At 73.2% G+C, this 26755-nt stretch carries 29 protein-coding genes; 9 read left to right on the forward strand and 20 right to left on the reverse strand.

Translation table 11 applies throughout. The features are described 5' to 3' along the window. The 3 genes from IBX62_07800 to purF all read right to left on the reverse strand — a co-directional run. A partial coding sequence (locus IBX62_07800) for a S8 family serine peptidase (protein MBE0476982.1) occupies positions 1–1559 on the reverse strand: 1559 nt, incomplete at its 3' end. Between the two features lie 53 nt (positions 1560–1612). Then, positions 1613–2029, reverse strand: a complete 417-nt coding sequence (locus IBX62_07805) for a hypothetical protein (GenBank protein ID MBE0476983.1) — start codon at positions 2027–2029, stop codon at positions 1613–1615. A 6-nt stretch (positions 2030–2035) separates the two neighbouring features. Then, positions 2036–3508 carry an amidophosphoribosyltransferase gene (purF, locus tag IBX62_07810; protein MBE0476984.1) on the reverse strand — a complete coding sequence of 491 codons (1473 nt, stop codon included), beginning with the start codon at positions 3506–3508 and terminating at the stop codon, positions 2036–2038. Positions 3509–3685: 177 nt separating this feature from the next. Here purF and IBX62_07815 point away from each other — a divergent pair, with 177 nt between their 5' ends. The 3 genes from IBX62_07815 to IBX62_07825 are packed head-to-tail and all read left to right on the forward strand — an operon-like array spanning position 3686 to position 6883. Then, positions 3686–4669 carry a hypothetical protein gene (locus IBX62_07815; GenBank protein ID MBE0476985.1) on the forward strand — a complete coding sequence of 328 codons (984 nt, stop codon included), beginning with the start codon at positions 3686–3688 and terminating at the stop codon, positions 4667–4669. A gap of 16 nt (positions 4670–4685) precedes the next feature. After that, positions 4686–5849: a CoA protein activase gene (locus tag IBX62_07820; GenBank protein ID MBE0476986.1), complete on the forward strand. Its 1164-nt coding sequence runs from the start codon at positions 4686–4688 to the stop codon at positions 5847–5849. An 11-nt stretch (positions 5850–5860) separates the two neighbouring features. Continuing rightward, a complete protein-coding gene (locus IBX62_07825) occupies positions 5861–6883 on the forward strand; it encodes a 2-hydroxyglutaryl-CoA dehydratase (GenBank protein MBE0476987.1) in 1023 nt (340 codons plus the stop codon). A gap of 92 nt (positions 6884–6975) precedes the next feature. On the opposite strand, the gene IBX62_07830 is transcribed toward IBX62_07825, so the two are convergent. The 11 genes from IBX62_07830 to IBX62_07880 form a co-directional block, all read right to left on the reverse strand. Then, complete coding sequence (locus IBX62_07830) at positions 6976–7734, reverse strand: hypothetical protein (GenBank protein ID MBE0476988.1); 759 nt, start codon at positions 7732–7734, stop codon at positions 6976–6978. Positions 7735–7879: 145 nt separating this feature from the next. Further along, positions 7880–8560 (reverse strand): ribose-5-phosphate isomerase RpiA, encoded by a 681-nt coding sequence (gene rpiA, locus IBX62_07835; protein ID MBE0476989.1) that lies wholly within the window; start codon positions 8558–8560, stop codon positions 7880–7882. Between the two features lie 66 nt (positions 8561–8626). Then, on the reverse strand, positions 8627–10150 hold the full coding sequence (locus IBX62_07840) for a HEAT repeat domain-containing protein (GenBank protein MBE0476990.1): 1524 nt from the start codon (positions 10148–10150) through the stop codon (positions 8627–8629). A gap of 123 nt (positions 10151–10273) precedes the next feature. Continuing rightward, entirely contained in the window at positions 10274–12475 is a 2202-nt protein-coding gene (gene purL, locus IBX62_07845; protein MBE0476991.1) for a phosphoribosylformylglycinamidine synthase subunit PurL, read from the reverse strand. Positions 12476–12561: 86 nt separating this feature from the next. Beyond that, positions 12562–13260: a phosphoribosylformylglycinamidine synthase subunit PurQ gene (gene purQ, locus IBX62_07850; protein MBE0476992.1), complete on the reverse strand. Its 699-nt coding sequence runs from the start codon at positions 13258–13260 to the stop codon at positions 12562–12564. Beyond that, positions 13257–13541 carry a phosphoribosylformylglycinamidine synthase subunit PurS gene (gene purS / locus IBX62_07855; GenBank protein MBE0476993.1) on the reverse strand — a complete coding sequence of 95 codons (285 nt, stop codon included), beginning with the start codon at positions 13539–13541 and terminating at the stop codon, positions 13257–13259. Before purS ends, purQ begins: the two co-directional genes overlap by 4 nt. A gap of 139 nt (positions 13542–13680) precedes the next feature. Then, positions 13681–14523, reverse strand: a complete 843-nt coding sequence (locus IBX62_07860) for a DUF4013 domain-containing protein (GenBank protein ID MBE0476994.1) — start codon at positions 14521–14523, stop codon at positions 13681–13683. Positions 14524–14591: 68 nt separating this feature from the next. Continuing rightward, positions 14592–14984: a hypothetical protein gene (locus IBX62_07865; GenBank protein ID MBE0476995.1), complete on the reverse strand. Its 393-nt coding sequence runs from the start codon at positions 14982–14984 to the stop codon at positions 14592–14594. Further along, positions 14984–15874: a phosphoribosylaminoimidazolesuccinocarboxamide synthase gene (locus IBX62_07870; protein MBE0476996.1), complete on the reverse strand. Its 891-nt coding sequence runs from the start codon at positions 15872–15874 to the stop codon at positions 14984–14986. Before IBX62_07870 ends, IBX62_07865 begins: the two co-directional genes overlap by 1 nt. Before the next feature lie 170 nt (positions 15875–16044). Next, a complete protein-coding gene (locus tag IBX62_07875; protein ID MBE0476997.1) occupies positions 16045–16635 on the reverse strand; it encodes an HD domain-containing protein in 591 nt (196 codons plus the stop codon). Between the two features lie 27 nt (positions 16636–16662). Then, on the reverse strand, positions 16663–17097 hold the full coding sequence (locus IBX62_07880) for an SRPBCC family protein (protein ID MBE0476998.1): 435 nt from the start codon (positions 17095–17097) through the stop codon (positions 16663–16665). A gap of 140 nt (positions 17098–17237) precedes the next feature. Here IBX62_07880 and IBX62_07885 point away from each other — a divergent pair, with 140 nt between their 5' ends. Then, on the forward strand, positions 17238–18797 hold the full coding sequence (locus tag IBX62_07885) for a fused MFS/spermidine synthase (protein ID MBE0476999.1): 1560 nt from the start codon (positions 17238–17240) through the stop codon (positions 18795–18797). A gap of 69 nt (positions 18798–18866) precedes the next feature. Here IBX62_07885 and IBX62_07890 read toward each other — a convergent pair whose 3' ends face one another. Next, entirely contained in the window at positions 18867–19193 is a 327-nt protein-coding gene (locus IBX62_07890) for a hypothetical protein (GenBank protein MBE0477000.1), read from the reverse strand. Between the two features lie 17 nt (positions 19194–19210). Next, positions 19211–19819: an NAD(P)H-dependent oxidoreductase gene (locus IBX62_07895; protein MBE0477001.1), complete on the reverse strand. Its 609-nt coding sequence runs from the start codon at positions 19817–19819 to the stop codon at positions 19211–19213. A gap of 151 nt (positions 19820–19970) precedes the next feature. Between IBX62_07895 and IBX62_07900 the strand changes: the two genes are divergently transcribed. The 4 genes from IBX62_07900 to IBX62_07915 all read left to right on the forward strand — a co-directional run bounded on the left by IBX62_07900 (position 19971) and on the right by IBX62_07915 (position 23582). Next, on the forward strand, positions 19971–20954 hold the full coding sequence (locus IBX62_07900; protein MBE0477002.1) for a hypothetical protein: 984 nt from the start codon (positions 19971–19973) through the stop codon (positions 20952–20954). A 24-nt stretch (positions 20955–20978) separates the two neighbouring features. Continuing rightward, positions 20979–21329, forward strand: coding sequence for a 4Fe-4S binding protein (locus IBX62_07905; protein MBE0477003.1), 351 nt, complete (start codon positions 20979–20981; stop codon positions 21327–21329). A gap of 91 nt (positions 21330–21420) precedes the next feature. Beyond that, positions 21421–22740, forward strand: a complete 1320-nt coding sequence (locus tag IBX62_07910) for a hypothetical protein (GenBank protein MBE0477004.1) — start codon at positions 21421–21423, stop codon at positions 22738–22740. A gap of 50 nt (positions 22741–22790) precedes the next feature. After that, on the forward strand, positions 22791–23582 hold the full coding sequence (locus IBX62_07915; protein ID MBE0477005.1) for a hypothetical protein: 792 nt from the start codon (positions 22791–22793) through the stop codon (positions 23580–23582). 25 nt (positions 23583–23607) lie between these two features. On the opposite strand, the gene IBX62_07920 is transcribed toward IBX62_07915, so the two are convergent. Both IBX62_07920 and IBX62_07925 read right to left on the reverse strand, forming a co-directional pair. Beyond that, positions 23608–24054, reverse strand: a complete 447-nt coding sequence (locus IBX62_07920; GenBank protein MBE0477006.1) for a hypothetical protein — start codon at positions 24052–24054, stop codon at positions 23608–23610. Between the two features lie 76 nt (positions 24055–24130). After that, positions 24131–24805, reverse strand: a complete 675-nt coding sequence (locus IBX62_07925; GenBank protein ID MBE0477007.1) for an aminotransferase class IV — start codon at positions 24803–24805, stop codon at positions 24131–24133. A gap of 193 nt (positions 24806–24998) precedes the next feature. On the opposite strand from IBX62_07925, the gene IBX62_07930 reads away from it, so the two are divergent. Beyond that, positions 24999–25763, forward strand: a complete 765-nt coding sequence (locus IBX62_07930; protein ID MBE0477008.1) for an SDR family oxidoreductase — start codon at positions 24999–25001, stop codon at positions 25761–25763. A gap of 19 nt (positions 25764–25782) precedes the next feature. Here the strand turns inward: IBX62_07930 and IBX62_07935 are convergent, their stop codons facing one another. Together IBX62_07935 and IBX62_07940 are read right to left on the reverse strand one after the other, a co-directional pair. Next, positions 25783–26196: a hypothetical protein gene (locus tag IBX62_07935; GenBank protein MBE0477009.1), complete on the reverse strand. Its 414-nt coding sequence runs from the start codon at positions 26194–26196 to the stop codon at positions 25783–25785. A 5-nt stretch (positions 26197–26201) separates the two neighbouring features. After that, on the reverse strand, positions 26202–26648 hold the full coding sequence (locus IBX62_07940; GenBank protein ID MBE0477010.1) for a hypothetical protein: 447 nt from the start codon (positions 26646–26648) through the stop codon (positions 26202–26204). Positions 26649–26755: the final 107 nt, after the last annotated feature.

A 26755-nucleotide genomic window follows, 5' to 3' on the forward strand; every position in this document is an offset into this window, starting at 1 on the left:
CACCCGTCCAGACCGGTCTCGAACCCTTCGTCGAGCGCGAGCGAGCGTACGCCGGCCTGGATCTCGTAGGCCGTCCCCGCCGCCGTCCACGGCGCCGGGCCCCAGACGACCTCGCCGACCCGGCCGGCCTCGAAGGCCTGGGGGGTCACGGTGACGACCCCGCTGGGCGCGGCGGCGAACTCCTCGGCCAGTGCCGCGGCCGCGTCGAGCCGCCCGTCGCTCGCCACCCATCCCCACAGCCAGGCCGACCGGTCGACCGTGTCGAGCAGCCGCGATCGCACCTCGGCGGCGCTCGCCCCCGGTCTCGCGGCCATGGCCAGCGCGGCGGCGCCGGTCACGTGGGGCGCCGCCATGGAGGTGCCGCTCTTGCTGCCGTAGGAACCGGGGACGGTGGAGGTGATCTCGCTGCCCGGCGCGGCGAGGTGCACCTTCGTCGACCCCCAGTTCGAGAAGTACGACAGCGTGTCGTACCGGGTGCTCGACGCGACCGCGATGACGTTCGTCGCCTCGGAGGAGGCCGGGAAGAAGTCGACACCCTCGAGGCTCACGGCCCGGTTGCCCGCCGCGGCCACGTTGAGGACGCCGCGGGCGGCGGAGTAGGCGAGCGCGTCGTCGAAGTACGGTTCGGCGCCGAGGGAAGCCCACGAGTGGTTGATGACCCGCGCCCCGTGGTCTGTCGCGTACAAGACGGCCTCGGCCGCGTCGATGAGGCTCCCGCCGTGGGGGCCGATGAACTTCAGCGCCATCATGCTCACCTCGTGGCTGACGCCGGCCACGCCGATCCCGTTGCCCCCGACCGCCCCGATCGTCCCGGCGACGTGCGTCCCGTGCGAGTCGCCGTCGGAGGGGTCGTACACGGTCTCGTCGCCGTTGTACCAGTCCCACCCGTTGACGTCATCGATGAGGCCGTTCCCGTCGTCGTCGATCCCGTTGCCCGGTATCTCGCCCGGGTTCGTCCACGCGTTCGCGGCGAGGTCCGGGTGCGTGAGGTCGACGCCGGTGTCGCACACGGCCACGACGACGTCCGAGGAGCCGGTGTGGATGTCCCAGGCCTCCGGAGCGCCGATGTCGGCGCCGGCGGTCCCGTCCCGCTGGCCCGTGTTGCGCAGCGACCACTGCTCCGGGAAGAGCGGGTCGTCGGGGACGTGCGCCAGGTGGACCCGCCTGTCGGGAGCCGCCTCTGACACGACGCCTCTCGCCTTCAGCCCGGCGGCGACCTCCCGAGCGCGCCCCGGCGGGACCTCGACCGCGGTCCAGCCGATCCGCGGCAGCGTCCTGCCGACGCGGCCGCCAAGACGGGCGACCTCGGCCGACAGTGCCTTGTCTCCTACGCCGCTCGCGGGCTTGACCGCTATGCGTGCCGGGTCGTCCTCGGCCGGCACGGCTGAGGGCGGCGGGCCGGGAAGCGGGGGGATCTCGCGCGCCGCCGCGCCGCCGGCGTCCGCGGTCGGACGCGGCCCGGGGGGCTCACCGGCCGCCGCCGCGGGGAGCGCGAGCGAGGCGGCGACCAGGACGGCCAGGAGGGTCCGGGCGGGAGCCGAGACGGGGTTCCGGGGCATTCGGGGATCGCTTCCGTGACCGGTGTGCCGACGACGAAAGGCTACCACGCGCGCTACCCGGCCAGCCGGCCGGCCACGGCGGCGACCGCCCCGGCGGCCACGAGCGAGATGCTCACGGCAGAGAGCCATCCCGTCCCGTGGGTCACGCGCCGCCCCACGAACGCCCCCGCCCACGCGGGCAGCGCATAGCCCGCCGCGAAGCCTCCGAGCGCCCAGACGGCCACGGCCAGAGCGCCGGCGACCGAGCCGCCGCCCTCACCGAGGGCGCGCGCCTGCCCGGCCACGCGCACGCCGTCCCCGATGACCCACGCGGCCATCAGCGCCAGGCCCGGCACGCCGAGGAAGGAGTGCCGCCGGGGGCTGCGCACGGCCAGGGCGGCGGCCACGGGCGGCCCGATGAACGACAGCAGGGGGTTGTAGCGCAGGGCGAGGGCGACTCCCGCGGCGAGGGCCTCGGCGAGGGCGGGCATCCGCTCTCAGCAGCCCGCCGGGTGGCCCTCGGTGGCGGCCTCCAGCCGCAACTTGCCTCGCTTGGTGGCCTCGGGGACCGCCACCGGGTAGTCGCCGTCGAAGCACGCGAGGCAGAACTCCTCGGCGGGCTTGCGGATCGAGGCGACCATATCCTCGATCGAGAGGTACGCCAGCGAGTCGGCGCCGATGAAGGCGCGCACCTCCTCCACCGACTTGGTCGCGGCGATGAGCTGTTCCTGCGTGTCGGTGTCGATGCCGTAGAAGCACGGCCACCTGACCGGGGGCGACGTGATGCGCATGTGCACCTCGGCCGCGCCCGCCTCGCGAAGCAGCGCCACGAGCTTCTTGGTCGTGTTGCCGCGTACGATCGAGTCGTCCACCACCACGAGGCGCTTGCCCTCGATGGCGTGCCGGAGCGGGTTGAGCTTGAGCCGGATGCCCTGCTGGCGCAGCGTCTGGCTCGGGGAGATGAACGTCCGTCCGATGTAGCGGTTCTTCGCCAGGCCCTCGCCGAACGGGATGCCGCTGGCCTGCGCGAAGCCCACCGCGCCCGGGACGCCGGAGTCCGGCACGCCGATCACGAGGTCCGCCTCGACCTCGTCGCCGCGCGCCATCGCCGCGCCCATGCGGCGCCGCGCTTCGTAGAGGTTGCAGTCGTAGAGCACGCTGTCGGGGCGCGCGAAGTACACGAACTCGAAGATGCACAGGCTCGGCCTCCCCGCGGGCACGGCCTGCTCGGAGTAGAAGCCCTCGGGACCGATCTTGATCATCTCGCCCGGGCGCACCTCGCGCTCGGGCCGGGCGCCGACGATGTCCAGGCCGCACGTCTCGCTGGAGACCACCCATCCGCTCTCGCCCAGGCGGCCCAGCACCAGCGGCCGGATGCCGTTGGGGTCGCGGAACGCGTACAGCGCCTCCTCGGTCATCAGGACGACCGAGTAGGCCCCGCGGATGACCCCCATCGTCTCCCGGATGCCCCCTCGGATCGAGTCCTGCTCCTGCGTGTAGTGGTCGACGAGACGCGCCAGCACCTCCGAGTCCGTCGTCGAGCGGAACGAGAGGCCGTTGCCGGAGAGCTCGTCCCGCAGCGCCAGGGTGTTCACGAGGTTGCCGTTGTGCGCGAGCGCGATGGTGTTGGGCCCGATGGAGGAGAGCATCGGCTGCGAGTTCTCCCAGATCGTGGAGGCGCCCGTGGTCGAGTAGCGGGTGTGCCCGACGGCGATGTGGCCCTGCAGGCTGTCCAGGTCGTGCTCCTTGAACGCCTGTGCGACCAGCCCGAGGTTCTTGGTGACCGTGAGCGTGTGGCCGTCCGCCACGGCTATGCCGGCGGACTCCTGGCCGCGGTGCTGCAGGGCGTGCAGGCCGAAGTACGCGAGCCGCCCGACGTCCTCGCCGGGCGCGTACACGCCGAAGACCCCGCACGCCTCTTCGGGGTGCTCTGGGCTGTCGCTGAGGACCCAGTCCTGGTGGTGCAGCATGGAGTCGATGTCCTCGCTAGCCGCCGGAGGTCGGGGGGCCGGCGGACGATACAGGATACCATGCCGGACCCCGGTCTTCACGGCTCCGACACACACGGACACGGCCCGGGTAGGTATACTGTGCGTCGCTATGGAGGGAGCGCCGCGCGAGCGGCGCCGGACATCGAGGGAAGACGGATGGCGGTGCGGGTAGGGATCCCGCAGGCGCTTCTCTACTACGACCACTACCCTGCGTGGAAGGCGTTCCTTCAGTCGTGCGGCTGCGAGGTCGTGCGGTCGGGAGCCACCACGGAGCAGACCCTGCGGCGGGGGGTGGAGGTCGGGGAGAACGAGTTGTGCCTGCCGGTCAAGACGTTCTTCGGGCATGTCGTCGAGCTGGACGGCGAGGTGGACGTCATATTCGTGCCGCGTGTGGTCAGCATGCGGCGCAGGACCTTCACCTGCCCCAAGCTGCTCGGCCTGCCGGACATGAGCAGGGCTCACGGACTGACGTCGGTCGTCGTCGCGCCGCTGATCGACCTGCGGCGCGGATGGCGCGCGCTGGTGCGTGAGGCCGTCGCGACCGGCGAGAAGCTCGGTGCCACGCCGAAGCAGAGCGTGGTGGGGCTGGCGCGCGGTGTCGCGGCCTACCGGCGCCACGAGCACGAGATGCGCACCGGGAAGCTGCTGCGGCTGCCGGAAGGCCGCGAGGACCTCGCCGGGGGGCGCCCGCTGCGTGTAGGGGTGGCCGGGCACCCGTACAACATCTACGACACGCACACCAGCAACCAGGTGCTGAGGCGCCTCGCCGAGCGCGGCATCGAGGTGCTGACGCCCGACATGCTGTCCCGCTCCAGGCTGCGCCACGCGGCGGGCAGCCTGCCGAAGCCGCTGTTCTGGAGCTGTGAGGAGCGCCTGGTGGGCGCGGTGCAGCACTGGGTCGACCGGGGGCTGGTGGACGGCGTCATCTACATGCTGTCCTTCGCGTGCGGCCCCGACAGCTTCGTCGAGGTGCTCATCGAGGACGCCGCCGCCCAGGGGAAGCGCGGAGCCGTCCCGCTGCTGTCGCTGGTGATGGACGAGCACGGCGCCGAGGCCGGCTTCGTCACGCGGATCGAGGCGTTCGTCGACATGCTGGGGCGCCGGCACGGGCGGCCCGTGCTGTCCGAGGCGGGCGCGTGAGCGCGGGGGTGCGGCGGTGAAGGTGACGACCCCGCACATGGGGACCATCGACATGCTGCTCGAGGACCTGTTCGCGCGCACGGGGGTGGACTACTTCCCGGCTCCGCCCACGACGCGCCGCACCGTCGAGCTGGGAGCGCGCTACGCCCCGGAGGCGGCCTGCCTGCCGCTGAAGGTCACCCTCGGGAACCTGATGGAGGGCCTGGAGGCGGGAGCCGACGCCACGCTGATGCTCGGCGGGGTGGGGCCGTGCCGTTTCGGCTACTACGCCGACCTGCAGCGCCGCGTGCTGCAGCGCCTGGGGTACGAGTTCGAGCCGGTGATCCTCGAGCCGCCCGCCTACGGCTGGATATCCTTCCTCCGCACACTGCGCAAGCTCGCGCCGGGGTGCGGATGGCGCGCGATGCTGGAGGCGTACCGCACCACGTACCGCAAGGCGCTGGCCATCGACCGGCTCGAGGCGGCCGTGCTGCGCGTGCGCTGCAGGGAGGCCGAGCATCGCGCGACGGACCGCGCTCGGCTGCGCGGGCTCGAGCTGCTGCGGGCCGCGGTGACGCCGGCGGAGATCGATGCCGCCGAGGCCGAGGCGGTCGCGCTGGTGGAGGCGGTGCCGGTGCGCGAGGACGCCGACGTGCTGCGCGTCTCGCTCCTCGGCGAGTTCTACATGGTGCTGGAGCCGTTCGCGAACCTGGAGCTGGAGCGGTTCCTCGGGTCGCGAGACGTGCTGGTGGAGCGCGGCACGTGCCTGACGGACTGGATCGGTCCCGGCAAGAAGAAGCACCTCGACGGGCGCACCCCCGAGGAGATAGCGGCAGCGGCGGCGCCGTACCTGGAGCACACGGTCGGCGGCGAGGGGCGCGTCACCATCGGGCGCACGGTGCTGGCCAAGCGCGACGGGTTCGACGGGATCGTCCAGGTCATGCCGTTCACCTGCATGCCGGACACGATCGCCAAGTCGATCCTGCCCAACGTGTCGGCCCGCGAGGACATCCCGGTGCTCACGCTGGTCATAGACGAGCAGTCCGGCGAGGCCGGCGTGCACACGCGTCTGGAGGCCTTCGTCGACCTGCTGCGAAGCCGGCGGGCCCGAGCGGCGGCCGGGGTCGGCCGCGGGAGCGACGAGGCGGTCCTCGAGCCGCCGACCGCACACGGCCGACGCGCGGCGGGGGCCGCGCGATGAAGGAGGAGCGAGTGCGAGGGTACCTCGGCATCGACGTCGGGAGCGTCTCCACCAACCTGGTGCTGCTGAGCGAGGACCTGCAGGTCCTCGGCAAGGTCTACCGGCGCACGCAGGGCGACCCTATCCGCGCCGTCCAGCGCGGCCTGGAGGAGCTGCTCGAGGCGCTCGGAGACGGCGAGGAGCCCGACGTCCTCGGCGTGGGAGCGACGGGCTCGGCGCGCAAGCTCACCGGCGTGGTCGCCGGCGCGGACGTGGTCAAGAACGAGATCACCGCGCACGCCGTGGCGGCGCTGCACGTCGTCCCCGAGGCGCGCACCGTGCTCGAGATCGGCGGCCAGGACAGCAAGCTCATCCTGCTGCGGGAAGGCGTGGTGACGGACTTCGCGATGAACACGGTCTGCGCGGCGGGCACGGGCAGCTTCCTCGACCACCAGGCCACACGCCTCGGCATCCCCATCGAGGAGTTCGGCGACTACGCGCTGCGGAGCGAGCGCGGGGCGCGCATCGCGGGGCGCTGCGGCGTGTTCGCCGAGAGCGACATGATCCACAAGCAGCAGGTCGGCTACCGCACCGAGGACATCGTCTTCGGGCTGTGCGAGTCGCTCGTGCGCAACTACCTCAACAACCTGGCCAAGGGCAAGAACGTGGAGCCCCCGGTCGTGTTCCAGGGCGGGGTGGCGGCCAACCGGGGCATGATCCGGGCCTTCGGCGAGGCGCTGGGGTGCGAGGTCGCCGTGCCGGAGTTCCACGACGTGATGGGCGCCGTGGGATCCGCCCTGCTCGCCGAGGAGCACGCCCGCGGGCTGGAGCGCCGCGGGATGCCGGCCACCACGTCGTTCAAGGGCTTCGAGGCCTCGGCCATCGAGTACTCGACGTCGAGCTTCCACTGCAAGGGCTGCGCGAACAACTGCGAGATCGTGCAGGTCAAGGCGCACGGAGAGGTGCTGGCGCGCTGGGGCGGCCGCTGCGGCAAGTGGGAGACCGAGGGCGAGGCGGCCACCTACGGGCCGGAGCCCGTGCTCGCCATGGAGTAGCGCGACCGGCTCGTGTCCCCGCTCACCGCGCGTCCGGGCTCTCGTGGCGCGCGTCCTGGGACGCGCGGCGGCGGAGGGGGCGCAGGACCGCCTCAGCGGTGCGCGAGCTCCCGTGCCGAGGACCGCGCCTCGCGCACGCCCTTCCGCGCCGAGGACCGGACCTCTCGCACGCCCTTCCGTGCCGAGGACCGCGCCTCGCGCGCTCGCCGGCGGGCCATCCGCGCGCCCTCGTCCGCCAGGCGCTCTCCGCGCCTCACCAGCTTGCGGGCGCGCCGCTCGATGTCGTGCGTCGCCTTCTCCAGCGGGCTCCTCTGCCAGGGCCTCCTCGGCGTCGTCATCCCGCGCACGAGCTCCGCCACGAGCGCGAACGCGGCGCCGAACGCCACGCCCATGAGCACGGCCGGGAGCGCGGTGATCATCACGCGCCCGCCGTCCTTGACCTTGAGCTTGCGCGTCAGGGCTATGCCGACGAACCCGTTGTCCCGGACGGTCGCCTTACGCGAGACGAGCAACGCGCCGGCGCCCTTGCTCAGGTCGAGCGCCCCGCCCGAGACCAGTACCGGCCCGCCGCCTCCGGTCACGGTCATCCCGCCCCCGGCCACGAAGGCCGCGGCGGCGCCGCTGACCTTGGCGTCGTGCCCGGCGACCACCGCGCCGCTCGCACCCTTCACGGTGGCGTCCTGCTCCGAGTGCGTGTAACCCACCAGGCCGTTGACGTTGACGTGCTCGGCGGTCACGGCGCCGGCCGCGAGCCGGCTCTTCTCGCCGTGACCGTCGCCGCCCTCCATCCCCGCCTCCTCGCGGCGCGGACCCTCCTCGGGGTTCGCTCCGCGCTCCATGTCCTCCGCCATCTCCGGCGCCTCCTCTCGGCCCTCGGCCGTCGGTGTCCCTTGCGCGGGCGCGCGGCGCGCGGCCCGCGTGTCCGGGTGGTTACTTCCCACGCGGGAGGGCGCGGAAAACCGCCCGCGGGGCCGGCCGGCAGGTCCTCCGGCGCCGCTAGCGGCGGTATCGGAGCGTGCGAACGCCCTCCGAGGTGCCGAGGAGAAGCACGTCCGCGCGGCGCAGCGCGAAGATGCCGCAATCCACCACGCCCGGGATGGCGTCGATCTCGCGCTCCAACGCCGCGGGGTCGGCGCCGACGTCCAGTCCCGTGACGTCGAGGACGGGATTGCCGTCGTCGGTCAGGAAGCCCGGGCGGACGAAGGAGTCGCCGCCGAGGTCGCGCAGGGCCTCGGCGACGGCGTCCAGCGCGTGCGGGGTGACCTCCACCGCCACCGGCCCGCGTCCGAGACGCTCGACGAGCTTCGTCTCGTCGGCCGCGCACACGAAGAGCGCGGCGCGCATGGCGGTGAGCTTCTCGCGGGTGTGCGCGCCGCCCACCCCCTTCAGGAGGCGAAGGCACCGGTCGGCCTCGTCGCAGCCGTCCACGTACACGGGCAGCTCACGCACCTCGGCGAGGGGCACGACCGCCACGCCGTGCTCGCGCAGCAGCCGCGCGGTCGCCTCGGAGGCCGCGACGGCCGCCTTGAGCACGTGCCCCGAGGCGGCAAGGGCCTCGACGAAAGCGGCCGCCGTGCTTCCGTGCCCGACGCCGATGAGAGCGTGATCGCGGACGTAGCGCAGCGCCGCTTCCGCGGCCGCGCGCTTCATGGCGTCGATATCGGGCCCCGCCCCCATGACCGTGAATGTACCCGAGGGCGGACCGGGCCCGGTTGGCCGCAGGGTCGCGTCGCCGCCGAGGGGCTAGGCGACGAGCTCCAGAGCGGCCCTCGCCGCCTTCCTGACCGCGGGGTCGGGATCGGACGAGGCGGCTTCGAACGCCGCCCTCGCGGTCGCCGAGATGAGCGCCCACTCCTCGGCGGGATCCTGCGCCTCCGCCGAACCCTGCGCGACGTCGTCGAGCGCGCGCTGCTCGAGACGGGAGTGGTAGATCACGCGCGAGAAGGCCACGAGTCGCAGGAGGGCCTCGGCCGCCTCGCGGCGCACGACCTCGTCGGAGTCTCCGGCCATCGCGGCGAGAGCCTCGGCGCCCGCGCGCCCCGTCCACGCCAGGGCGGAGCGGATCTCGCCCCGCATCTCCTGGGGACGCCGCGTCAGCGCGTCCACGAGGTGGGCCACGGCCCGCGGCTCGCGAGTCTCGCCGAGCACGAGCGCCGCGGTGCGGCGGACGGGACCGGGCTGTCCCGGCTCCGTCGCGGCCATGAGTCCGTCCAGCAGCTCGGGACGCGATCGCGACGCGGTGCGATAGGTGGCGGCGACCATGTCCTGCCACTCCAGCGTGGCGAGGTGCTCGACCTCCCGGGCGTCGCTGTCGGGCACGCGCTCGCCCGGCTCGAACCCCCGCAGGTCGAGCCGCCGCCCCAGCAGGCGCGCGGGGACGAGGTCCCGCATCTCGGCGAGCGCGAAGGCCGCCGAGAGCCGCACGTCCTCCTCGGGGTCCGCGAGCGCGGCGAGCAGCGGCTCGACGACCTCCAGGCCTCCCAGGCGGCCCAGCGTCTCGGCCGCCACCGCCCTCTGCGCCGTGCGGCCCTCGGCCAGCAGCGCCGATGCCTCACGCACGTAGCCGTCGTGGTTCAGGTCCACGTCGCGGCGGTACTGATGGAAGCCGAGGAGCCCCGAGACCAGGGGAACGACGCTCATGGTGGCGAGCCCGTAGGGCAACACGCTCTCCGGGGCGGCGAGGCCCGCGACGAGCAGGAGGTCCCAGCCCCCGCCCAGGAGCGCGACCGCGGCTCCCGCCAGCGCGAGCCGCTCCGTCGCCCGAGCCGCCGCCAGGACGGCGCCCGCGGCGCCGAGTGCCCCGCCGAGCAACCCGAGGGGCAGCGGGGTCCCCGGCCCGGCCTCGCGCCACCACAGCAGCGAGGCGACGGCTATCGCGACGCAGACCGACGCGGACAGCGCCCCCGAGGCCACGTGCCGGCGCTCGACCGCCGGACCTCCGACCAGCCCTCCCACGCCCTGGCTGATGTGGTTGCGGAACCCGCCGGCGAGCACCTCGACCAGCGAGGTGAGGCCGAGCAGCACGAGCGCCAGCACCCAGATCTCCGCGTCGCGCAGCCATCCCGCCGCCGGTATCCGCTCGACCGCCAGGGCGACCAGAGCGGCCAACAGGAGGAGAGCCGCGGTCTCCACCTCCAGCGTGCCGTCGCGCCAGGCGTAGCGCAGGGCGTGCGTCACGACCCGACGCCTCTGCACGGCCTCGTAGAGGGCGATGCGCCGGGCCTCGTTGCGATCGGTCTCGTCGGTCATGCCCGCGCCGTTCCGCATCGGGGTCCTTGCAGGAGGGATTCAACGGGCCCCTCGGCGGTCCCTGCCGCGACCCCGCGGGTCACCGGCGAACGTGTGCGGAATGCCGGGTGAGAGGCGGTGGCGGTGAAGCTTCGTGCGACCTCACCCCTCCCGCAACTCCTCGCTCTGCAACACCGTGCCGCTCACGCGACGGGCGAGCGTCGGCTCGTACGCCTCGCGGAGCTCTTCCAGGCCCGCCTCCAGCTTCTCGCCGATGACGAGCGCCTCCCCGCCCACCTCGCCGAGGACCGAGTGGGGCACCCGGCGCCCGCGGGCGAGCTCGAGCAGCGCCTCGGCGTCCGCTTCGGCACACGTCACCACCACGCGGCTCTGCGTCTCGGAGAACAGCGACACCGCCGGCGGCAGGCCGTCGTCCAGGTGCACCTCGGCGCCGACCCCCCCGGCGATGCAGGACTCGGCCAGCGCGACCGCGACGCCTCCCTCGGAGCAGTCGTGCGCGCTCTTGACCAGGCCCGCGCCGATGGCCTCGCGCACCGTCTCCTGCACGGCACGCTCCAGGCCGAGGTCGATCGCGGGAGGACGCCCGGCCACCTTGCGGTGCGCGACCTCGAGGTACTCGCTGCCCCCCAGCTCCGCCAGCGTCTCGCCCAGCAGCACGACCACGTCGCCGGCGTCCTTGAACGCCATGGTGGTGTGCTTGCCGACGTCGTCGAGCAGTCCGACCATGCCCACGGTCGGCGTCGGGTGGATCGGTTCGCCGAAGCTCTCGTTGTAGAAGCTGACGTTGCCGGAGACCACCGGCACGCCGAAGGCGCGACACGCGTCCGCCAGCCCTCGGACCGACTCGAGGAACGTCCAGAACACCTCGGGCTTCTCGGGCGACCCGAAGTTCAGGCAGTCCGTGACGGCGGCGGGGCGGCCGCCGGAGCAGCTGACGTTGCGCGCCGCCTCGGCGAGGGCGATCTGGGCGCCGACGTAGGGGTCGAGGTAGCAGTAGCGCCCGTTGCAGTCGGTCGAGGCGGCTATCCCGCGCCGGGTGACCTCGCCCCGGCCGGGCTCGCCCACGCGCAGCACGGCCGCGTCCGAGCCCGGCAGCACGAGGGTGTTGAGCATGACCTCGTGGTCGTACTGCTCCCAGATCCACCGGCGAGAGCACACGTTCGGCGAAGCGAGCAGCTCCAGCAGCGTCCCGGCGAGCTCGGCGCGGCCGACCGGGTGCGGAAGCGCGAGCGGGTCGAACGCCTGGACCTCGTCCAGGTAGGCGGGGCGCGCCGCCTCCGGGTCGTAGACCGGCGCGTCCCCGGCGAGGGACGCGGCGGGCATGTCCGCCACCACCTCGCCCTCCTCGCGCACCACGAACCGTCCCGTTCCGGTCACCTCGCCGATGACCGTGGAGCGCAGGCCCCAGCGCTCGCAGACCTCCTTCGCCGCGTCCAGGTCCTCCGGCGTCACCACCGCGAGCATCCGCTCCTGCGACTCGGAGACCATGATCTCGTAGGGCTTCATGTCCTCCTCGCGCTGCGGCACGCGGGTGACCTCGATGTCCAGCCCTACGCCCCCGCGATCCGCCATCTCGCTGGCCGAGGAGGTGAGCCCGGCCGCGCCGAGGTCTCCCAGCCCCACGAGCAGCTTGCGCCGGAGCAGCTCCAGACACGCCTCGATCAGCAGCTTCTCGGTGAACGGGTCGCCGACCTGCACGCTGGGGCGCTTCTCCTCGGCGCGCTCGTCGAACTCCTGGCTCGCGAGCACCGAGGCCCCTCCGATGCCGTCGCGGCCGGTCGTCGAGCCGATGAGCAGCAGCAGGTTGCCCGGCCCCGCCGCGACGGCGCGCGTGAGGTCCTCCTCGCGCAGCAGCCCGATCGACATGGCGTTGATGAGGCAGTTGCCCCCGTAGGCGTCCTCGAAGTACACCTCGCCGCCGACGGTGGGCACGCCTATGCAGTTACCGTAGCCGCCGATGCCGGCGACCGCGCCCTCGAACAGGTATCGCTGGCGCGGCTCGTCCAGCGAGCCGAACCGCAGCGAGTCGAGCGAGGCGATCGGGCGGGCGCCCATCGTGAAGATGTCGCGGATGATGCCGCCGACCCCGGTGGCGGCGCCCTGGTAGGGCTCGATCGCGCTGGGGTGGTTGTGGGACTCCATCTTGAACGCGAGCGCCCAGCCGTCGCCCACGCTGATGACGCCGGCGTTCTCGCCCGGTCCCTGCAGCACGCCGGGGCCCTCCGTCGGCAGCGCGCGCAACGCCTTTCGCGAGTGCTTGTAGCCGCAGTGCTCGCTCCACATGAGCGAGTACATGTACAGCTCGGTCACTGTGGGGACGCGGCCGAGGATGTGGACGACCATCGCGTATTCCGCGGGCTTCAGGCCCAGTTCCTCGGCGAGCTCGGGCGCGACCTCGTCCCAGGGGCGCTCCGTGGCCTCCGGCGCGCTCACCCGGCCACCTCCGCCAGCCGCCTCGCGATGGCGGTGAAGAACGCCTGCCCGTCGGTGTCGGGCGCCTGTGCCGGGTCCACGCGCCGCTCCGGGTGCGGCATCAGCCCGAAGACGTTGCCTCGCTCGTTGCAGATGCCGGCGATCTGCCATGTGGCGCCGTTGGGAGCGCTGTCGTCGGACACCACGCCCTCGGGGCCGCAGTAACGCAGCACGACCCGGCGCTCGGCCCGCAGGCGCTCCAGCGTCCGCGGGTCACACACGTAGTTGCCCTCGTTGTGGTTGACGGGGATGTCCACGACCGTTCCCGCCGGCAGGTCGAGCCACTCGCACACGCTGTCCTGCACCACCAGCGGCTGGCCGTGGCAGATGAACTTCAGCCCGGTGTTGCGGATCAGCGCGCCGGGCAGCATGTGCGCCTCGGTGAGGATCTGGAACCCGTTGCAGACGCCCATCACCGGGCCGCCGCGCTCGGCGAAGCGGACGACCTCGGCCATCACCGGCGAGAACCGCGCGACCGCGCCGGTGCGGATGTAGTCGCCGTAACTGAAGCCCCCGGGCAGCACGACGGCGTCGAAGCCGGTGAGGTCGGTGTCGCCGTGCCAGACGTAGTCGGCCTCGAGTCCGAGGTGGCGGCAGGAGTGGACGACGTCCTGCTCGCAGTTCGAGCCGGGGAAGACGACGACGCCGAACCTCACGAAACGCCCTCCTCCCCGGACGAGGCGCCCTCCTCGGCGGCCTCGCCGACGGCCTCGATGCGGTAGTCCTCGATGACGGGGTTGGCGAGCAGCCTGTCGCACATCTCCCTGACGCGGGCGAGCCCGCCGGGACCGCCGTCGACCTCGAGGCGGATGTACTTGCCGATGCGCACGCCGGTCACCTCGTCGTAGCCGAGGTTCTGCAGGGCCCGCTGGGCGGTCTCGCCGGGCGGGTCGAAGATGCCCTTCTTGTACGTCACGAAGATCTCGTATCGCGCCATGCGCGGCGGTCCTTTCCTCCACCTGCCGGACGTCCGCATTGTAGCGATACCCGCCCGGCGGGGTAAGCGGAAGCGCGCGCGAGGGCGGCGTCGGGCGGAGCCGCCGGCCGCGGCCCCCAGGGGGAGCCGCCGGCGCGCGTCAGGCGGAGCCGCCGGGCGCGTCGGCGGCGGCATCCTCGACGCAAGCATCAAGCAGCTCGTGGCCGCCGGGGGCGGGCTCCGGGGAGCACGCCGGCTCCAGGTGGTGCCATCCGGCGGGGTGGTCCTCGGCGGGCCTGCTCACGCCGTAGACCTCGCGCATGTACTGCCCCCACCAGTCGCACGACGCGAGCGCCAGGAGTATCGCCGCGTTGGGCAGCACGAGGAGCTGGACGGCGATCCGCGGCGAAGGCAGCGCGGACAGGGCCGTGGTGATGCCGAGCGCCGTCAGCACGAGCGCGATGCCGGAGAGCGAGGTGAGCGCGTAGGCGAGCAGGTACGGCGTGGTCGCGCGCCAGATGCCGAGGAGGATCTCCCGGACGTCGAAGAGCTTCAGGATGCTGCCGTGGGCGTTGAACGCGCAGACGGCCGGCCCGAGGTAGAGCCCTCCGGCGAGCGCGCCGAACCCGGCGATCAGAAGCGCGAGCGTCGTGTAGTCCGGGTCGAGCGACCCCGGGTCGAGCAGCCCCGAGAGACCCTGCAGCAGGAACGCCGGCTCGACGCCGGTCGCGCCCACCGCGAGACGGACCAGCACGATCGCCGGACCGGACATCAGCGCCGCGCCCGCCAGCAGACGCATCCCCGCCATCATGTACTGGGGAGCGCAGCTCCAGTCCGGCAGTCCCCGGTCGCGCTCCTGCCACACGTCGTACTGATGCTCGAGGAGGAACCCCACCACCATGGGGAAGCCGAGACCCGTGGCGGCCAACACCGCGCTCGCGGGCACCGACCACCACGCGTCCTGTTCACCGCGGATCGTCCGGAGCGGACGCAACGCCTGCATCCCTGGCCCCCTTCCTCCCCCAGATGCATCGGCAAGCAGGGTGGAGCGGTCGAGCGCCGCCGCGCGTGCTAGCGCTTGCCCTCGCGAGCCTTGCGCTCCTGCTTGGCGCGCTCCATCTGCTCCATACGGAGCGGCCGGATCCTCTTCCAGTCGATGTAGATCGCGGTCCCCAGCGCGGCGAACTCGAGCGCCAGGGCGGTGGTGGCCAGCACGCGGTTCTCGCGGACGCCGGGGATGAGCATCGTGGCGGCGAACGCCAGCGCGACGCCGATGAGCGCCCACCAGATCCTCCGCCAGCGCTTCATCTCGGGCGTGGCCGGAGGCAGCCCGAAGCGGGTGCGCTTCGCGGCCCGCGCTTCGCCGGCGCGCTTCACCTTCGCCGAGGACGCGCTGCGGCGCGTCTTGCCCGACGGCCCGGTGTGTCTCTGGTAGCGCGGGTTGGCGGGGCTGCGGCGCGCCACTACGACCCCCCCTCGGGCACGAAGGTGCGGCCGGTGATCAGCTCGTAGGCCTGCACGTACTTCTCACCGGTGCGTGCGACGACCTCGGCGGGCAGGGCAGGAGCCGGCGGCTCCTTGTCCCATCCGGAGGCCTCGAGCCAGTCGCGGACGTACTGCTTGTCGAAACTCGGCTGCGGCCTGCCCGGCTCGTAGCCCTCGGCCGGCCAGAAGCGCGAGGAGTCCGGCGTGAGCACCTCGTCCACGAGCGTCACGACACCGTCGACGAGCCCGAACTCGAACTTCGTGTCGGCGATGACGACCCCGCGCTTCGCGGCGTGCTCGCGGGCCGCGGAGTACAGCGCGACGGAGGCGTCCGTCATCGCGCTCCCGTGCTCCTCGCCGACGAGGTCGAGCATCTCCTCGACGGGGATGTTGACGTCGTGCCCGTCGGCCGCCTTGGTCGAGGGCGTGAAGATCGGCTCGGGCAGCAGGCTGGCCTCCTTCAGGCCCGGCAGCAGCGCCTCGCCGCACACCGTGCCCGCCTCGCGGTACTCCTTCCAGCCCGAGCCGGCCAGGTACCCCCGCACGATGCACTCGACCGGGAAGACGTCGGCCCTGCGCACGATCATCGAGCGCCCGCGCAGCCGGTCGCGCTCCGCGCCGAACTGCGGCGGCAGGTCGCCGACGTCGGAGGAGAGCAGGTGGTTCGGGACGATGCCGCGGAGCTTGTCGAACCAGAACAGCGAGAGCTTCGTGAGCACCTCTCCCTTGTGCGGGATGGGGTCGGGAAGCACGACGTCGAACGCGGAGATGCGGTCGCTGGCGACCATCAGCAGCCTGTCGCCGCCGAGGTCGTACAGGTCCCGCACCTTGCCGCTCGCGTCGGGACGGAGGTCTTGGGGCCGCTTCATCGCGAGGGTGGGTCCTTCCTTGAGGGGTTCGCGCGAGCCGTCGCCCGGGCACGGAGAGGGGCCGCGAGGCGGGCGGAACGCCCGGCGCGGGGAGCCGGACCCCGACATTCTACGGCATCCGGGGCAGCCCGGTAAGGGCGCGGGTGCGGGCGCGGGCGCGAAGGGCGGCCCTACAGCGACGCGAGCTCCTCGGTCTCCTCGCCCAGCTCGTCGAGGAACTCGTGCATCTCCGCCTTGCGGTGGTGCGCGATGTGCCGGGCGACGCCGAGGACGAGCTTCCCCGGCAGCTCGTCGGCGAAGCTGCTCATCTGGTCGACCGCCGCGCGGGTGTCCGGGGTCCAGTCCTCGAGCCCGACGATCGCGAGCAGCCGGGTGATGCCGATCGCGCCCATGAAGTCGAGCATGTCGGCGTCGTGGAAGACGCGGGCCTCGGTGCGCGGCAGCGGAGGGCGCTCGAAGTCGTGCGAGCGGATGATGTCGGTGACCGCCTGGATCTTCCCGGCCGGGAAGTCGGTTCCGCGAAGTACCCCCTCGGCCGCGCGAGCGGAGCACTCGGCGGGCGACTCGCCCTCCACCACGTGATCGGGGAACGTGCCGATGTCGTGAAGCCACGAGACCGCGAAGAGCACGTCGTCGTCGGCCTCCAGGCCCTCCCGCCCCACGATCTCCGCAGACATCGAGTACACGCGCCTGCAGTGCGACGGCCCCCAAGCCAGGTGCTTCAGCCCGCCGACGACCTCCACCACTTCGTCACGCCACACGACAGCCTCCGCTCCCCGCGTCCGCCCTCATCGGCTCTCAAGGATGTCCTTCAGGTGCCGCAGGTCCTCCTCGCCGGCCCGCTGCACGGCATCGCCGATCATCTCCTCGGCAGCCTCCAGCACCCCGGAGAGCTCCAGCTCGCCGACCACGCGAAGGCGCGTGCGCCCGTCCTCGGCGTCCAACTCGTAGTCGCCCCGTGCCGAGAGGCTGCCCGAGGACCCCCGGAAGCCGATGTGGCGGTTGGGCTCGTACTCGACGACCTCGAAATCGGCGTCGGCCTCGCGGTCGCCCCACGTGAGGCGCTGCTCGTAGCGCGCCCCCTGCCCGCGGGCGAAGCCGGTCGTCTGGCGGATCTCGGCCAGCTCGCTGCGCCACTGCATGTCGTTCTTGAAGTCCGCGAGGTAGTCGAACACGTCCTCGATGGGCCGGTCGATGAGGATCGTCTTCTCCGTGCGGATCATGCGGCAGCACCTCCTCGGCGCCCTCCGGGGACGCTTGAGCCTATACCCGTAGCACCCGCGCCCCATCCGCGTGCGGTACCATCTCCGTGCGCGGCGCTCGGCCGGGAGCGCACGCGGCCGCAAGCGATGGGAGTCCTGCCGTGCTGCTCAACGTGGTCGTGCTGCTGTGCGGGGCGTCGCTGATGTCGCTGGAGATCGTCGGCACGCGCGTGCTGGCGCCGGTGATGGGCAACTCGATCTTCGTGTGGGGGAGCCTCATCACCGCCGTCATGGTGGCGCTCTCCGCCGGATACTGGCTCGGCGGGAGGATAGCCGACCGGTACGGGAGCCTCCGGACGCTGGGGCTGCTCGTGCTGGGCGCCGGCGCGCTGACCGTCCCGATCCCGCCCCTGGCCGCCGCCGTGCTGCCGGTGGCCGACGGGCTCGGTCCCCGGCTCGGTCCGCTCACCGCCGCCGCGGCGGTGTTCTTCGCGCCGGCGCTGCTGCTCGCCACCGTCTCGCCCATCGCCGTGCGCATCGCGGCGCACAGCGGGATCGAGCGGATCGGCAGCACCGCGGGCGCCCTGTACGCGCTGTCGACCGCCGGCAGCATCCTCGGGACGCTGGCGACGGCCTTCTGGCTCATCCCCGTGCTGCAGGTCGACCGCCTGATCGTGAGCACGGGTCTGCTCCTGCTCGTCCTCGGCGGGACGTGCTCGCTCGCGCCGGAGGCCGCCGAGGCGCTGCCCGTGGGCGTCCGCCGCCCCGCCGGGCGGCTCTTCAGGGCGTCCGCCGGCGTTCTCGGCGTTGCGGGCGCGCTCGTCGGGGTAGGGATGCTCGTGGACGTGAGCACTCCGCCGGCGACCATGGCGGGAGGCGAGCGCATCGTGTTCCGCACCGACTCGCAATACCACCGCATCGCCGTCACCGACCTCGACGGCGTCCGTTCGCTGCGCTTCGACGACTCCCGCCAGAGCGCGGTGGACCTCACCGACGGCTACACCTCCGACATCCTCTACCCCGACTACCTGCACCTCGCGCTGGCCGCCAAGCCCGACGCGCGGCGCGTGCTCGTCCTCGGCCTGGGAGGAGGCGTGCTCGCCAAGCGCATGCTGCGCGACTACCCCGAGGTGACGATCGACGCCGTGGAGATCGACCCGGTCGTGGTGGAGGTGGCGCGCCGCTACTTCGGGCTTCCCGAGGACGAGCGCCTCGGCGTGCACGTCTCCGACGCCCGGCGTTTCGTGGCGACCGCCGAGGGGGCCTACGACATCGTGGTCGTCGACGCCTACTACGCCGACTCGCTGCCGTTCCACCTCACCACCGCCGAGTTCTTCCGGGAGATCGACGCCGTGCTCGCCCCCGACGGCGTGGTGGCCTACAACGTGATCGGGGCGATCGAGGGACGCCGCAGCGAGCTGTTCCGCAGCATCTACCGCACCGCCGGGGAGGTCTGGCGCCACGAGTGGGTCTTCCCGCTGCAGCTCGCGCGGAGGCGCGACCCCGAGGCGATCCGCAACATCGTGCTGCTCGCCACCGACAGCGACATCCCCGAGCGCGTGCTGCGCGGCCGCGTAGCGGACCGCGTGGGCGGGCGCGTGACGGTGCGGGGCTTCGAGGACTTCGCGGAGGACCTCTACGACAAGCCGCTGCCGCTGGGGGACGTGCCGGTGCTGACCGACCGGCACGCGCCGGTCGACTCGCTCATCCGCGTGCAGTAGGCGCGCCGCTCGGCGGCGCCCGAGGGGCGCGCGGGCGGCGCCGCCCGCGGGACCCGGCGGCAGCGCCGGCTAGATCCGGCCGCGGTTGTGCCCTTTGAGCTCGGCGATGCTGAACACCCCGCCGAGGAAGAGCAGCCCCTGGATGAAGCCGAGCCAGCGCAGCGCCTTGGCCTCGCGGCCCTGCCGGAGGAAGTTCTTCGTCTCGCCGCACATCCAGTACGCGTGGTTGAGCGCCTCGAACTTGCCGGCGGCGAAGATGTTGCCTCCCACCTTGCCCTCGAGGTCCGGGTACGGCTCCGGCTTGTACCCGAGGTCCGAGAGCGTCTTGGAGTACGAGTCCAGCATCCGCTCGGCCTCTTCGCGGGCGATCTCGTCCGTGAGCCCGTACATCCCCATCGCGGGAGCCACCTTCCTCAGCTCGGCCTCGTGACGACGGCGAACAGGTCGAGCGCGATCGTGCGGGCCTCGTCGAGCCACGCCTCCTGCTGCTCGGCGGTGCTCGTCGTCACGGGCGCGAACAGCAGGTGGTGGACGTTCGGGACGCCGCACATCCCCAGCATCGTGTTGCGCCACAGGGCCTCCAGCGGATCCCCGAGGCCGCCCCACTCGCGCGACTGCGGCGTGTCGGAGGTGTTCATCACCAACGCGCGCTCCGCCTTCAGTATGCCCACCGGCACCCGGACGCCCGGCGCGCGTTGCTCGAAGCGGTAGGCGATCCCCGGGCGGAAGGTGCGGTCGACCCAGCCCTTCATCATCGCCGGCGGCTGCCCCCACCAGTTCGGGTGCACCACGACGAGCCCGTCGGCGTTGGCGAGCTGCTCGCAGTGCTGCCGCATGGCGCCCTCGAGCTCGCAGCCGCTCTCGAGCTCAGCCGAGGGCAGCACCGGATCGAAGCCCTCGGCGTAGAGGTCGTGGAACCAGACCCTGTGGCCGTCGGCGGTCAGCGCGTCGCGGACGGCCTCCGCGAGCGCATGGTTCAGGCTCCGCTCGTTCGGATGAGCGAGCACCAGCATGACGTCCATAGCCTCGTACCTCCTCCTCGCCGCCGGGGTCGTCGCGCGCCGACGCTTCTCGATACCCGCCGGGGTCCCCCGCAAACGGCAACGCGGTATCATCCGGGCCATGACCCCCTCGACGCGAGCGCATCGCCCCCCTCCCGATGAGCCCTCCACGGTGCCGCGCGTCTCGACCAGCCTGCGGACGAGTGACGTCATCGGGATGTGGAAGGTGCGCTGGGGCATCGGAAGGATGGGCTACCGCGCGGCCCCCGGACTGTACCGCGCGGGGGACGCGGGCCCGTCCTCGCCGGTGATCGTGACGGCGAACTACAAGATGACGTTCGACCTGGTGAGACGCGACCTCGCGGGGCTGGACGCCTGGCTGCTCGTGCTCGACACGCGCGGCGTCAACGTGTGGTGCGCCGCCGGCAAGGGGACGTTCGGGACACGCGAGCTCGTGCGGCGCGTGGCCGAGACCGGGCTGTCGCGCCACGTGGAGCATGCCACGCTCGTGCTGCCGCAGCTGGGCGCGACGGGCGTGTCGTCGCGGCAGGTCCGCGACCTGGCCGGGTACCGGGTGGTGTGGGGACCCGTGCGCTCCCGCGAGCTGCGCGCCTTCCTCGCCGCCGGCATGGTCGCCACGCCCGACATGCGGCGCGTCACCTTCACGCTGCGCGAGCGGCTCGCGCTTGCGCCGGTCGAGCTCGTCGCGGCCTTGTCGGGCTGGCGCCTCGCGATCCCCGCCGCTCTCGCCGCGCTCTCCGCGGCCGGTCCGTGGGGGGTCTCCCTCGACGCGCTGGCGACCCGGGGCCTGGGCGCCGTCGCCGTCTACCTCGCGGCGGTGCTCGCCGGCGCGGTCGCCGTTCCCGCGCTGCTGCCGACGATCCCCGGCCGGGCGCTGTCGGTGAAGGGCGCGCAGGCCGGCGCCGGCGCCGGCTTCGCCGCGGCGCTCGTTCTCGGCGGCTCGGCGCTGCAAGTGGCCGCGGCACTGCTGGGCGCCTCGGCGGTATCGTCGTTGCTGGCGGTGGACTTCACGGGCTCGACCCCGTACACCTCGCCCTCCGGCGTGGAGCGCGAGCTTCGCCGCTCGCTGCCGCTGACGGCGGCCGCCGCGGCCGTCGCGGTGGCGCTGTGGACGGCTTCGGCGTGGACCGGGTAGGGGCCGTCGGACAGGAAGGAAGACATGCGCGAGATCCGCTACATCGACGGTGTCGCCAGCCTGCGGCTCGACCGCGAACTCTGCACCGGGTGCCGCGAGTGCATGGAGGTCTGCCCGCAGGGTGTCTTCGCCGTCGCCGAGGACAGGAAGGTGCGCATCTCCGACCTCGACGGCTGCATGGAGTGCGGCGCCTGCGCTCTCAACTGCTCCGCCGGAGCGATCTCGCTCAAGCCCGGCGTCGGATGCGCCGGCGCGATCATCCGCTCCTGGGTCTTCGGCGGCCCGCCGACGTGCGGATGCGACCCGGGCGAGTCGGGAGAGGCCGCCCAGGCCCGCTGCGGCGAGGGGCCCCGCGGGGGCGGCGACTGCTGCTGAGGGCCGGCCGGCCTCCACCCGCCTCGTCCGCACGCCGGCCCTCCGCATCGTATCCTGTAGCGAGACGTCCCCCCCGACACGGCAGTGATGCATGAACCGCGAGTGGGCCCGCACGCTCCTGGGCGCCGACCCGGTGCCCTGGATCCTCGCATCGCTCGAGCCCTACGCCGCCTGGGCGGCGCTCACGGGCGTCCTCGGGCTGCCCGAGGCGGACGTGCGGGTGGTGCGCGCCCGGCTCGAGGTGCTCGCCGATGCACGCGTGAAGACGCTCCTCGAGGAGCTGCCGGCGTGGGGCGAGGGCGACGTTCCGGGGCATCACAGCGCGGCCTTCCTGCCGAACCGGCTGAACCTGCTCGCCGACATGGGGGTGCGCGGAGGCGACGACGAGCGCGTCGACGCGCTTCTCGACGCGATGCTCGCCCACCAGGACCGCGAGGGGCGCTTCCTGACCTGGGGCCGGTACCCCGGGCGGCCGGAGCCGGCGTGGGGCACGCTGTCCTGCGACACGAACGCGATCACCGACGTGCTGCTGCGCTTCGGGCGCGGGGGCGACGAGCGCGTGGCGCGGGCGCTGGCGCGCATCGGCGACGACGCGGCCGAGACGCCGCAGGGACGGGGATGGCGCTGCATACCCGAGAAGCACACCCTCTTCCGGGGACCGGGCCGCAAGGCCGACGCCTGCCCGCAGGTCACCCTGGAGGCCCTGCGCGCCCTCTCGCAGGTGCCGCCGCCGGACAGGCCGAGCTGGCTGGCCGACGCCGCGCGGACGCCGCTGGCCGTCTGGCGACGCCGCGCCGGGGAGCGCCCGTACTCCTTCGGTCACGGCTACCAGTTCAAGTCCGTCAAGTGGCCCGACATGTGGTACGGCGTGCTGTGGGTGCTCGAGACGGTGGGACGCTTCCCCGAGCTGTGGCGCGGCGAGGCCGTCCGCGAGGAGGACCGGCGCTCCGTCGCCGAGCTCGCCGCCTGCCTCATCGCGTACAACTTCGCCGAGGACGGGCGCGTCACCCCCCGCCGCACCTACCGCGGCTTCGAGGCGTTCTCGTTCGGGCAGAAGCGCGAGCCCTCCCCCTTCGCCACGGCCCGCTGTCTGACGGCACTCGCGCGCGTCGCCGATCTCGCCGAGGAGATCCACCAGGTGGACGTCCAGTCCCTGCCCAGCTCGAAGGGCGGGTCCGGCAGCGTCGTGCCACCGCCGCGCGGGTGGCCCTTCGCCCGCCCCGCGGAGCCGCCGCCCTGCCTGCTGCACCTGTTCCCGGAGGTCCCCTCCTCGGTGGAAGAGGTCGTCCGCGGGCGGGCGCTCGAGGCCGGCCGGTACCTCTTCGGTGCCGCCCCGCGGGTCGAGCGCGTCGCCTCGGCGACACCGGTCTCGAGACGTCCGGTCGGCGCGATGCGCAGGCCGCTCCGGTAAGTCGGCAGAAGGGCTGACGCGGTGGTGCACCGCTCGCAGGTGACATCGACATGAGGGGGCACTACCCGGCGGAGGTGCGCTCCCCGCGCGGCTTCGACCGCGCGCGGGCCCTGTTCGCGGTCGGGGCCGTCTCCGTGTTCGCCGTGCTCTCCGCCGCGGCCCTCGTCGTGTGGGACCGCTCCTCGCCCGACGCCCCTCGGCCGTTACTGGACCGCAGCGGCGAGATCGAGCGCTACGTCGGCATCGTCCTGCGCGACCGCTTCGCCGGCGCGGAGTTCCGGCTCGCGCGCTTCGAGGCGGGGCGGGCGGCGGGACGCCCTCCTCGGCACGACTGGCGCTACGAGGGGTGGTTCAGCGTGCGCGGCAGCGCGCTCCGCCTCCCGATGACCCTGCCGAAGGAGGACGACGCCATCGTCGCCCGGCTCGAGTCGCTGCGCTCGCTCGTCGGCGATGTCGGTGGGCCGTCGTCGTTCTCGCGGCTCGTGGGGGAGTTCGAGAAGGCCTCGCCGCAGGCCGAGGAGTTCTCGCCGCGCGCGTACCGCGAGGTCTTCACCGGGACGGTGTGCTCGGACAGGCGGCATGCGCGGTTGCCCCGGCTCGTCAGGAACCGCTACGGGGAGTTCGATCCGCGCCGGGTCGTGTTCGACGAGCCGGCGGGGGCGCCGGGGCCGATCGCCGTCGTGGTGTGGGACGTCGAGGCGGGGCGCTGGCGCTACCTCGGAGGACCCGACGCCACCGCGGTCTTCGAGAACGTCGTGGTGCACGACAGGTGCAGCGTGGGGCGCGAGGAGTGGTACCGGGCGCGCCTGCGGCGCGACCGCACCGACGTCGTGGAGTGGTAGCGCCCGGCCGGTGCCGCGCGCGCCGCTACTCGTCGGAGGAGGCGGCGAAGCGTCCGGCGTAGCTCAGGCTCGACAGGGCGAGGCCCATGCCGATGCCGGCGTAGAGCGCGCCGAGCCACGGACGCGGCAGCCCCGAGGCCCGCAGGCCGACGCCGAGCGCGATCATGAAGGCCATCGTCGCCCAGCCCCGCCAGGACTGGAAGCCGAAGACGCACGCCCGGTCCTCGGCACGTGAGATGCGCTCGCCGTTGCGGGCGGCGAGACCGCGGAAGACGTACCGGTACATGAGCGCCCCGACCCCCATGGCACCCGCGCCGGCCGCCAGGGTGGGCCACAGGGGCGCCCCTCCGAGCCAGCCGACGGCCCGAGCCCCCAGCGCCACCCCGACGCCGGCCCACGCGACCCCGGCGGCGGCGAACAGCCACCGGCGCGGCACGGCCGGGGTGAGGTATCGCAGCGGGCTCGTCCTCACGCCATCCCTCCGTCTCATGGTCCCGGAGCATCACCACGATACCCGGACGTGCGCCGGCTGCCCAGCCGGGACCGCTCTATGCCCACACCTCGCCGAAGAGCGCCGCCGCCCGCGAGGCGACCTCGCCGCCGCGCCCGCGCGCGGGCACCGCTCCGCCGAGAGCGTTGGTCAGGAAGACCTCCTCGGCGGATCGCAGCGCCGAGGAGAGAAGCGGCTCCACCACCACCGGCACGCCGAGCCGCGACGCGTTCTCGAGCAGGAAGCGGCGCGCGACGCCGGCCACCGCGGGCGGAGCCGGGGGCGTGACGAGCCGCCCGCCGGCGAGAGCCCACACCGTGGCGGTCCCGCCGTCGAGCACGTCGCCGTCCGGCCCCACGAGCACCGCCTGCTGCGCCGGGCGGGCGCGGCGCATCGCGTCGTCCCAGTACGCGCGCTCCGCCGGCTTGGCCGCGGCCCGCGGCAGCGGCGGCGGGGCCTCGACGCGCACGAGCGCGATCCGGGGCCCGCCGGGAACGTCGAGGGAGGAGAGCCGGTCGGAGAGCCGCGCGTCCACCTCGCCGGCCGGCGTCACGAGGATCGAGAGCCGAAGACGTCCCGGCGCGGGCCGGGCCCGCGTGGCGAGGGCCTCCAGCGCGCGCCGCTCGACGGTCGCCAGCGCCTCCTCGGAGCACCCGCCCTCGGCGAGGCGCTCCCGATGCCAGGGCCACAGCGGCACGCACGCGGGCAGACCGCGCCGCGCGTCGGTGCTCACGGCGCGGCAGGTCTCGCGGAGAGCGACTTCGGGGAAGCCGGGAGCCATGACGGAAGCGTGCCTCACGCAGCCGGCGGCGTCCACACCCGGGGCGCCGCGGGGGCGGGAGGCCCGGCCGGTCCTCGGCGTATACTGGGAGCGGCCTGTTCCTTCCAAGAGGAAGAGGCGTTTCCCGACAGGAGAGGAGACTCGGATGAGACTCGAGGGTAAGGTCGCTGTCATCACCGGCGCAGGCTCGGGCATGGGGCGCGCCATGGCGAACCTGTTCGCCAAGGAGGGCGCGAGGCTGGTCGTGGGCGAGTGGAACGCCGAAACGCTCGACGAGGTCGTCGCAGAGGTCTCGGCAGCCGGGGGGGAGATCGTCGGCGTGCAGGGCAACGTCGCGGTCAAGGACGAGGCCGAGGGGCTCATCGACAAGACGGTGGAGGTCTACGGGCGTCTCGACGTGCTGTGCAACAACGCCGGAGTCATGGACGTCAACCAGGGCGTGGGCGAGCTCACCGACGACATCTGGGAGAGGGTCATCGGCGTCAACCTCAACGGTCCGATGTACCTCTCGCGCAAGGCCGTCCCCGTCATGGTGGGCCACGGCGGGGGGTCCATCATCAACACCGCATCGGTGGCCGGACTGGGAGGCGGCGCGGCCGGAGCGGCGTACACCGTCTCGAAGCACGGCGTCATCGGACTGACCCGGAACACCGCGTTCGTCTACGGGCCCGATAACGTGCGCTGCAACGCCATCGCGGCCGGCGCGGTCGAGACCAACATCATGCAGAGCGTGGACGCGTCGAAGATGTGCCCGAAGGGCTCCGCGCGCTACAACACCTGGTACGCGGCGATCCCCGCGACGCTGAAGGCGGTGGACATCGCCCATCTGGCGCTGTACCTGGCCTCGGACGAGAGCCGCTACATCAACGGCGCGATAATCCCGGCCGACGCCGGCTGGACGGCGGCGTAGGGGCGAAGGCGGGCACGCTTCAGCCGACGAGCTGCACCGCGCCGAGGACGGCCAGCGTGGCGCCCACCGAGGACGCCAGGTAGACGAGCCTGGAGCGCTCCTCGCCGCGCCATAGCGCCGCAATGCCCGCGAGGAAGGTGGCCGCGCCCAGCAGCGCCACCGGGCCCCAGAGCGCCCAGACCAGCCAGCGCTGCGCGTCGCGGCCCATGACGCCGATGTAGAAGAAGAGGTTCATCAGCAGCAGCAGCCCCAGCAGGACGGCGGAGAGCGCGACCGACAGCCGTCCGAGCCGGGTGCTCGCACCGCTGAAGAAGGGGTGCTCGGGGAGGAGGTCGTCCCCGTCCTCCTCGGGGTGCTCGGCGTGCTCGACGTGCTCGCCGGCCTCGCGCCGGTCGCTGCGCGGACGCTCCCGCTCGCGATCCTCGGGGTCCACGCGCATCACTCCTCGGCGGCGAGCGTCTCGAGGATCGCGACGAGGCGGTCGGCCTCGGCCAGGTGTGTCCGCGCGATCCCGAGCGTCCGCTCGCGAGCCGCGGGGTCCTTCATCTTCTCCCGCGCCTGCGGCTCGAGGCTCTTGGTGAAGCGCGCGACCCGGCGAAGCAGCGACGCATACCCTCGGAGTCGCGCGTGCGCCTGCGCGAGATCCGCCTCCCCGTCGCGGAGGCGCCGCAGCAGCGCCGTCGCCGCGCGCGCCTCCTCGTACAGCCCCTCGAGGGTGAGACCGGTCGCGTCGCGCACCATCTTGCCGGCGATCCCGCGCTTCAGCACGTTCGCGCCCGCCAGCGAGCGCACCCCCTCCCCTGCGAGCGCCTCCATGCCCAGGTTCAGATCGAGCGCCTCGCCGAGGAGCGCCTCGGTCGTGCCCGTCGCTCGGCCCGCGTCCATCGCCACCTCCTGGCGGCATGATACTCCGACGGCGGTGCCCCCTCGTGGAGCATCCACCGGGAGCGGTGGGGCTAGCGGCGTAGGTACCGGAAGAGCCCGGATGAAGG

It is taken from the genome of Coriobacteriia bacterium, assembly GCA_014859305.1.
Classification (GTDB): Bacteria; Actinomycetota; Coriobacteriia; order Anaerosomatales; family Kmv31; genus Kmv31.

Coding starts and splice junctions, on each gene's coding strand:
- IBX62_07805 (MBE0476983.1), bottom strand. CDS start 2,029: ATGCCCGCCCTCGCCGAGGCCCTCGCCGCGGGAGTCGCCCTCGCCCTG.
- purF (MBE0476984.1), bottom strand. CDS start 3,508: ATGCTGCACCACCAGGACTGGGTCCTCAGCGACAGCCCAGAGCACCCC.
- IBX62_07815 (MBE0476985.1), top strand. CDS start 3,686: ATGGCGGTGCGGGTAGGGATCCCGCAGGCGCTTCTCTACTACGACCAC.
- IBX62_07830 (MBE0476988.1), bottom strand. CDS start 7,734: ATGGCGGAGGACATGGAGCGCGGAGCGAACCCCGAGGAGGGTCCGCGC.
- rpiA (MBE0476989.1), bottom strand. CDS start 8,560: ATGGGGGCGGGGCCCGATATCGACGCCATGAAGCGCGCGGCCGCGGAA.
- IBX62_07840 (MBE0476990.1), bottom strand. CDS start 10,150: ATGCGGAACGGCGCGGGCATGACCGACGAGACCGATCGCAACGAGGCC.
- purL (MBE0476991.1), bottom strand. CDS start 12,475: ATGGTCGTCCACATCCTCGGCCGCGTCCCCACAGTGACCGAGCTGTAC.
- purS (MBE0476993.1), bottom strand. CDS start 13,541: ATGGCGCGATACGAGATCTTCGTGACGTACAAGAAGGGCATCTTCGAC.
- IBX62_07860 (MBE0476994.1), bottom strand. CDS start 14,523: ATGCAGGCGTTGCGTCCGCTCCGGACGATCCGCGGTGAACAGGACGCG.
- IBX62_07870 (MBE0476996.1), bottom strand. CDS start 15,874: ATGAAGCGGCCCCAAGACCTCCGTCCCGACGCGAGCGGCAAGGTGCGG.
- IBX62_07880 (MBE0476998.1), bottom strand. CDS start 17,097: ATGATCCGCACGGAGAAGACGATCCTCATCGACCGGCCCATCGAGGAC.
- IBX62_07890 (MBE0477000.1), bottom strand. CDS start 19,193: ATGGGGATGTACGGGCTCACGGACGAGATCGCCCGCGAAGAGGCCGAG.
- IBX62_07895 (MBE0477001.1), bottom strand. CDS start 19,819: ATGGACGTCATGCTGGTGCTCGCTCATCCGAACGAGCGGAGCCTGAAC.
- IBX62_07905 (MBE0477003.1), top strand. CDS start 20,979: ATGCGCGAGATCCGCTACATCGACGGTGTCGCCAGCCTGCGGCTCGAC.
- IBX62_07910 (MBE0477004.1), top strand. CDS start 21,421: ATGAACCGCGAGTGGGCCCGCACGCTCCTGGGCGCCGACCCGGTGCCC.
- IBX62_07915 (MBE0477005.1), top strand. CDS start 22,791: ATGAGGGGGCACTACCCGGCGGAGGTGCGCTCCCCGCGCGGCTTCGAC.
- IBX62_07930 (MBE0477008.1), top strand. CDS start 24,999: ATGAGACTCGAGGGTAAGGTCGCTGTCATCACCGGCGCAGGCTCGGGC.
- IBX62_07940 (MBE0477010.1), bottom strand. CDS start 26,648: ATGGACGCGGGCCGAGCGACGGGCACGACCGAGGCGCTCCTCGGCGAG.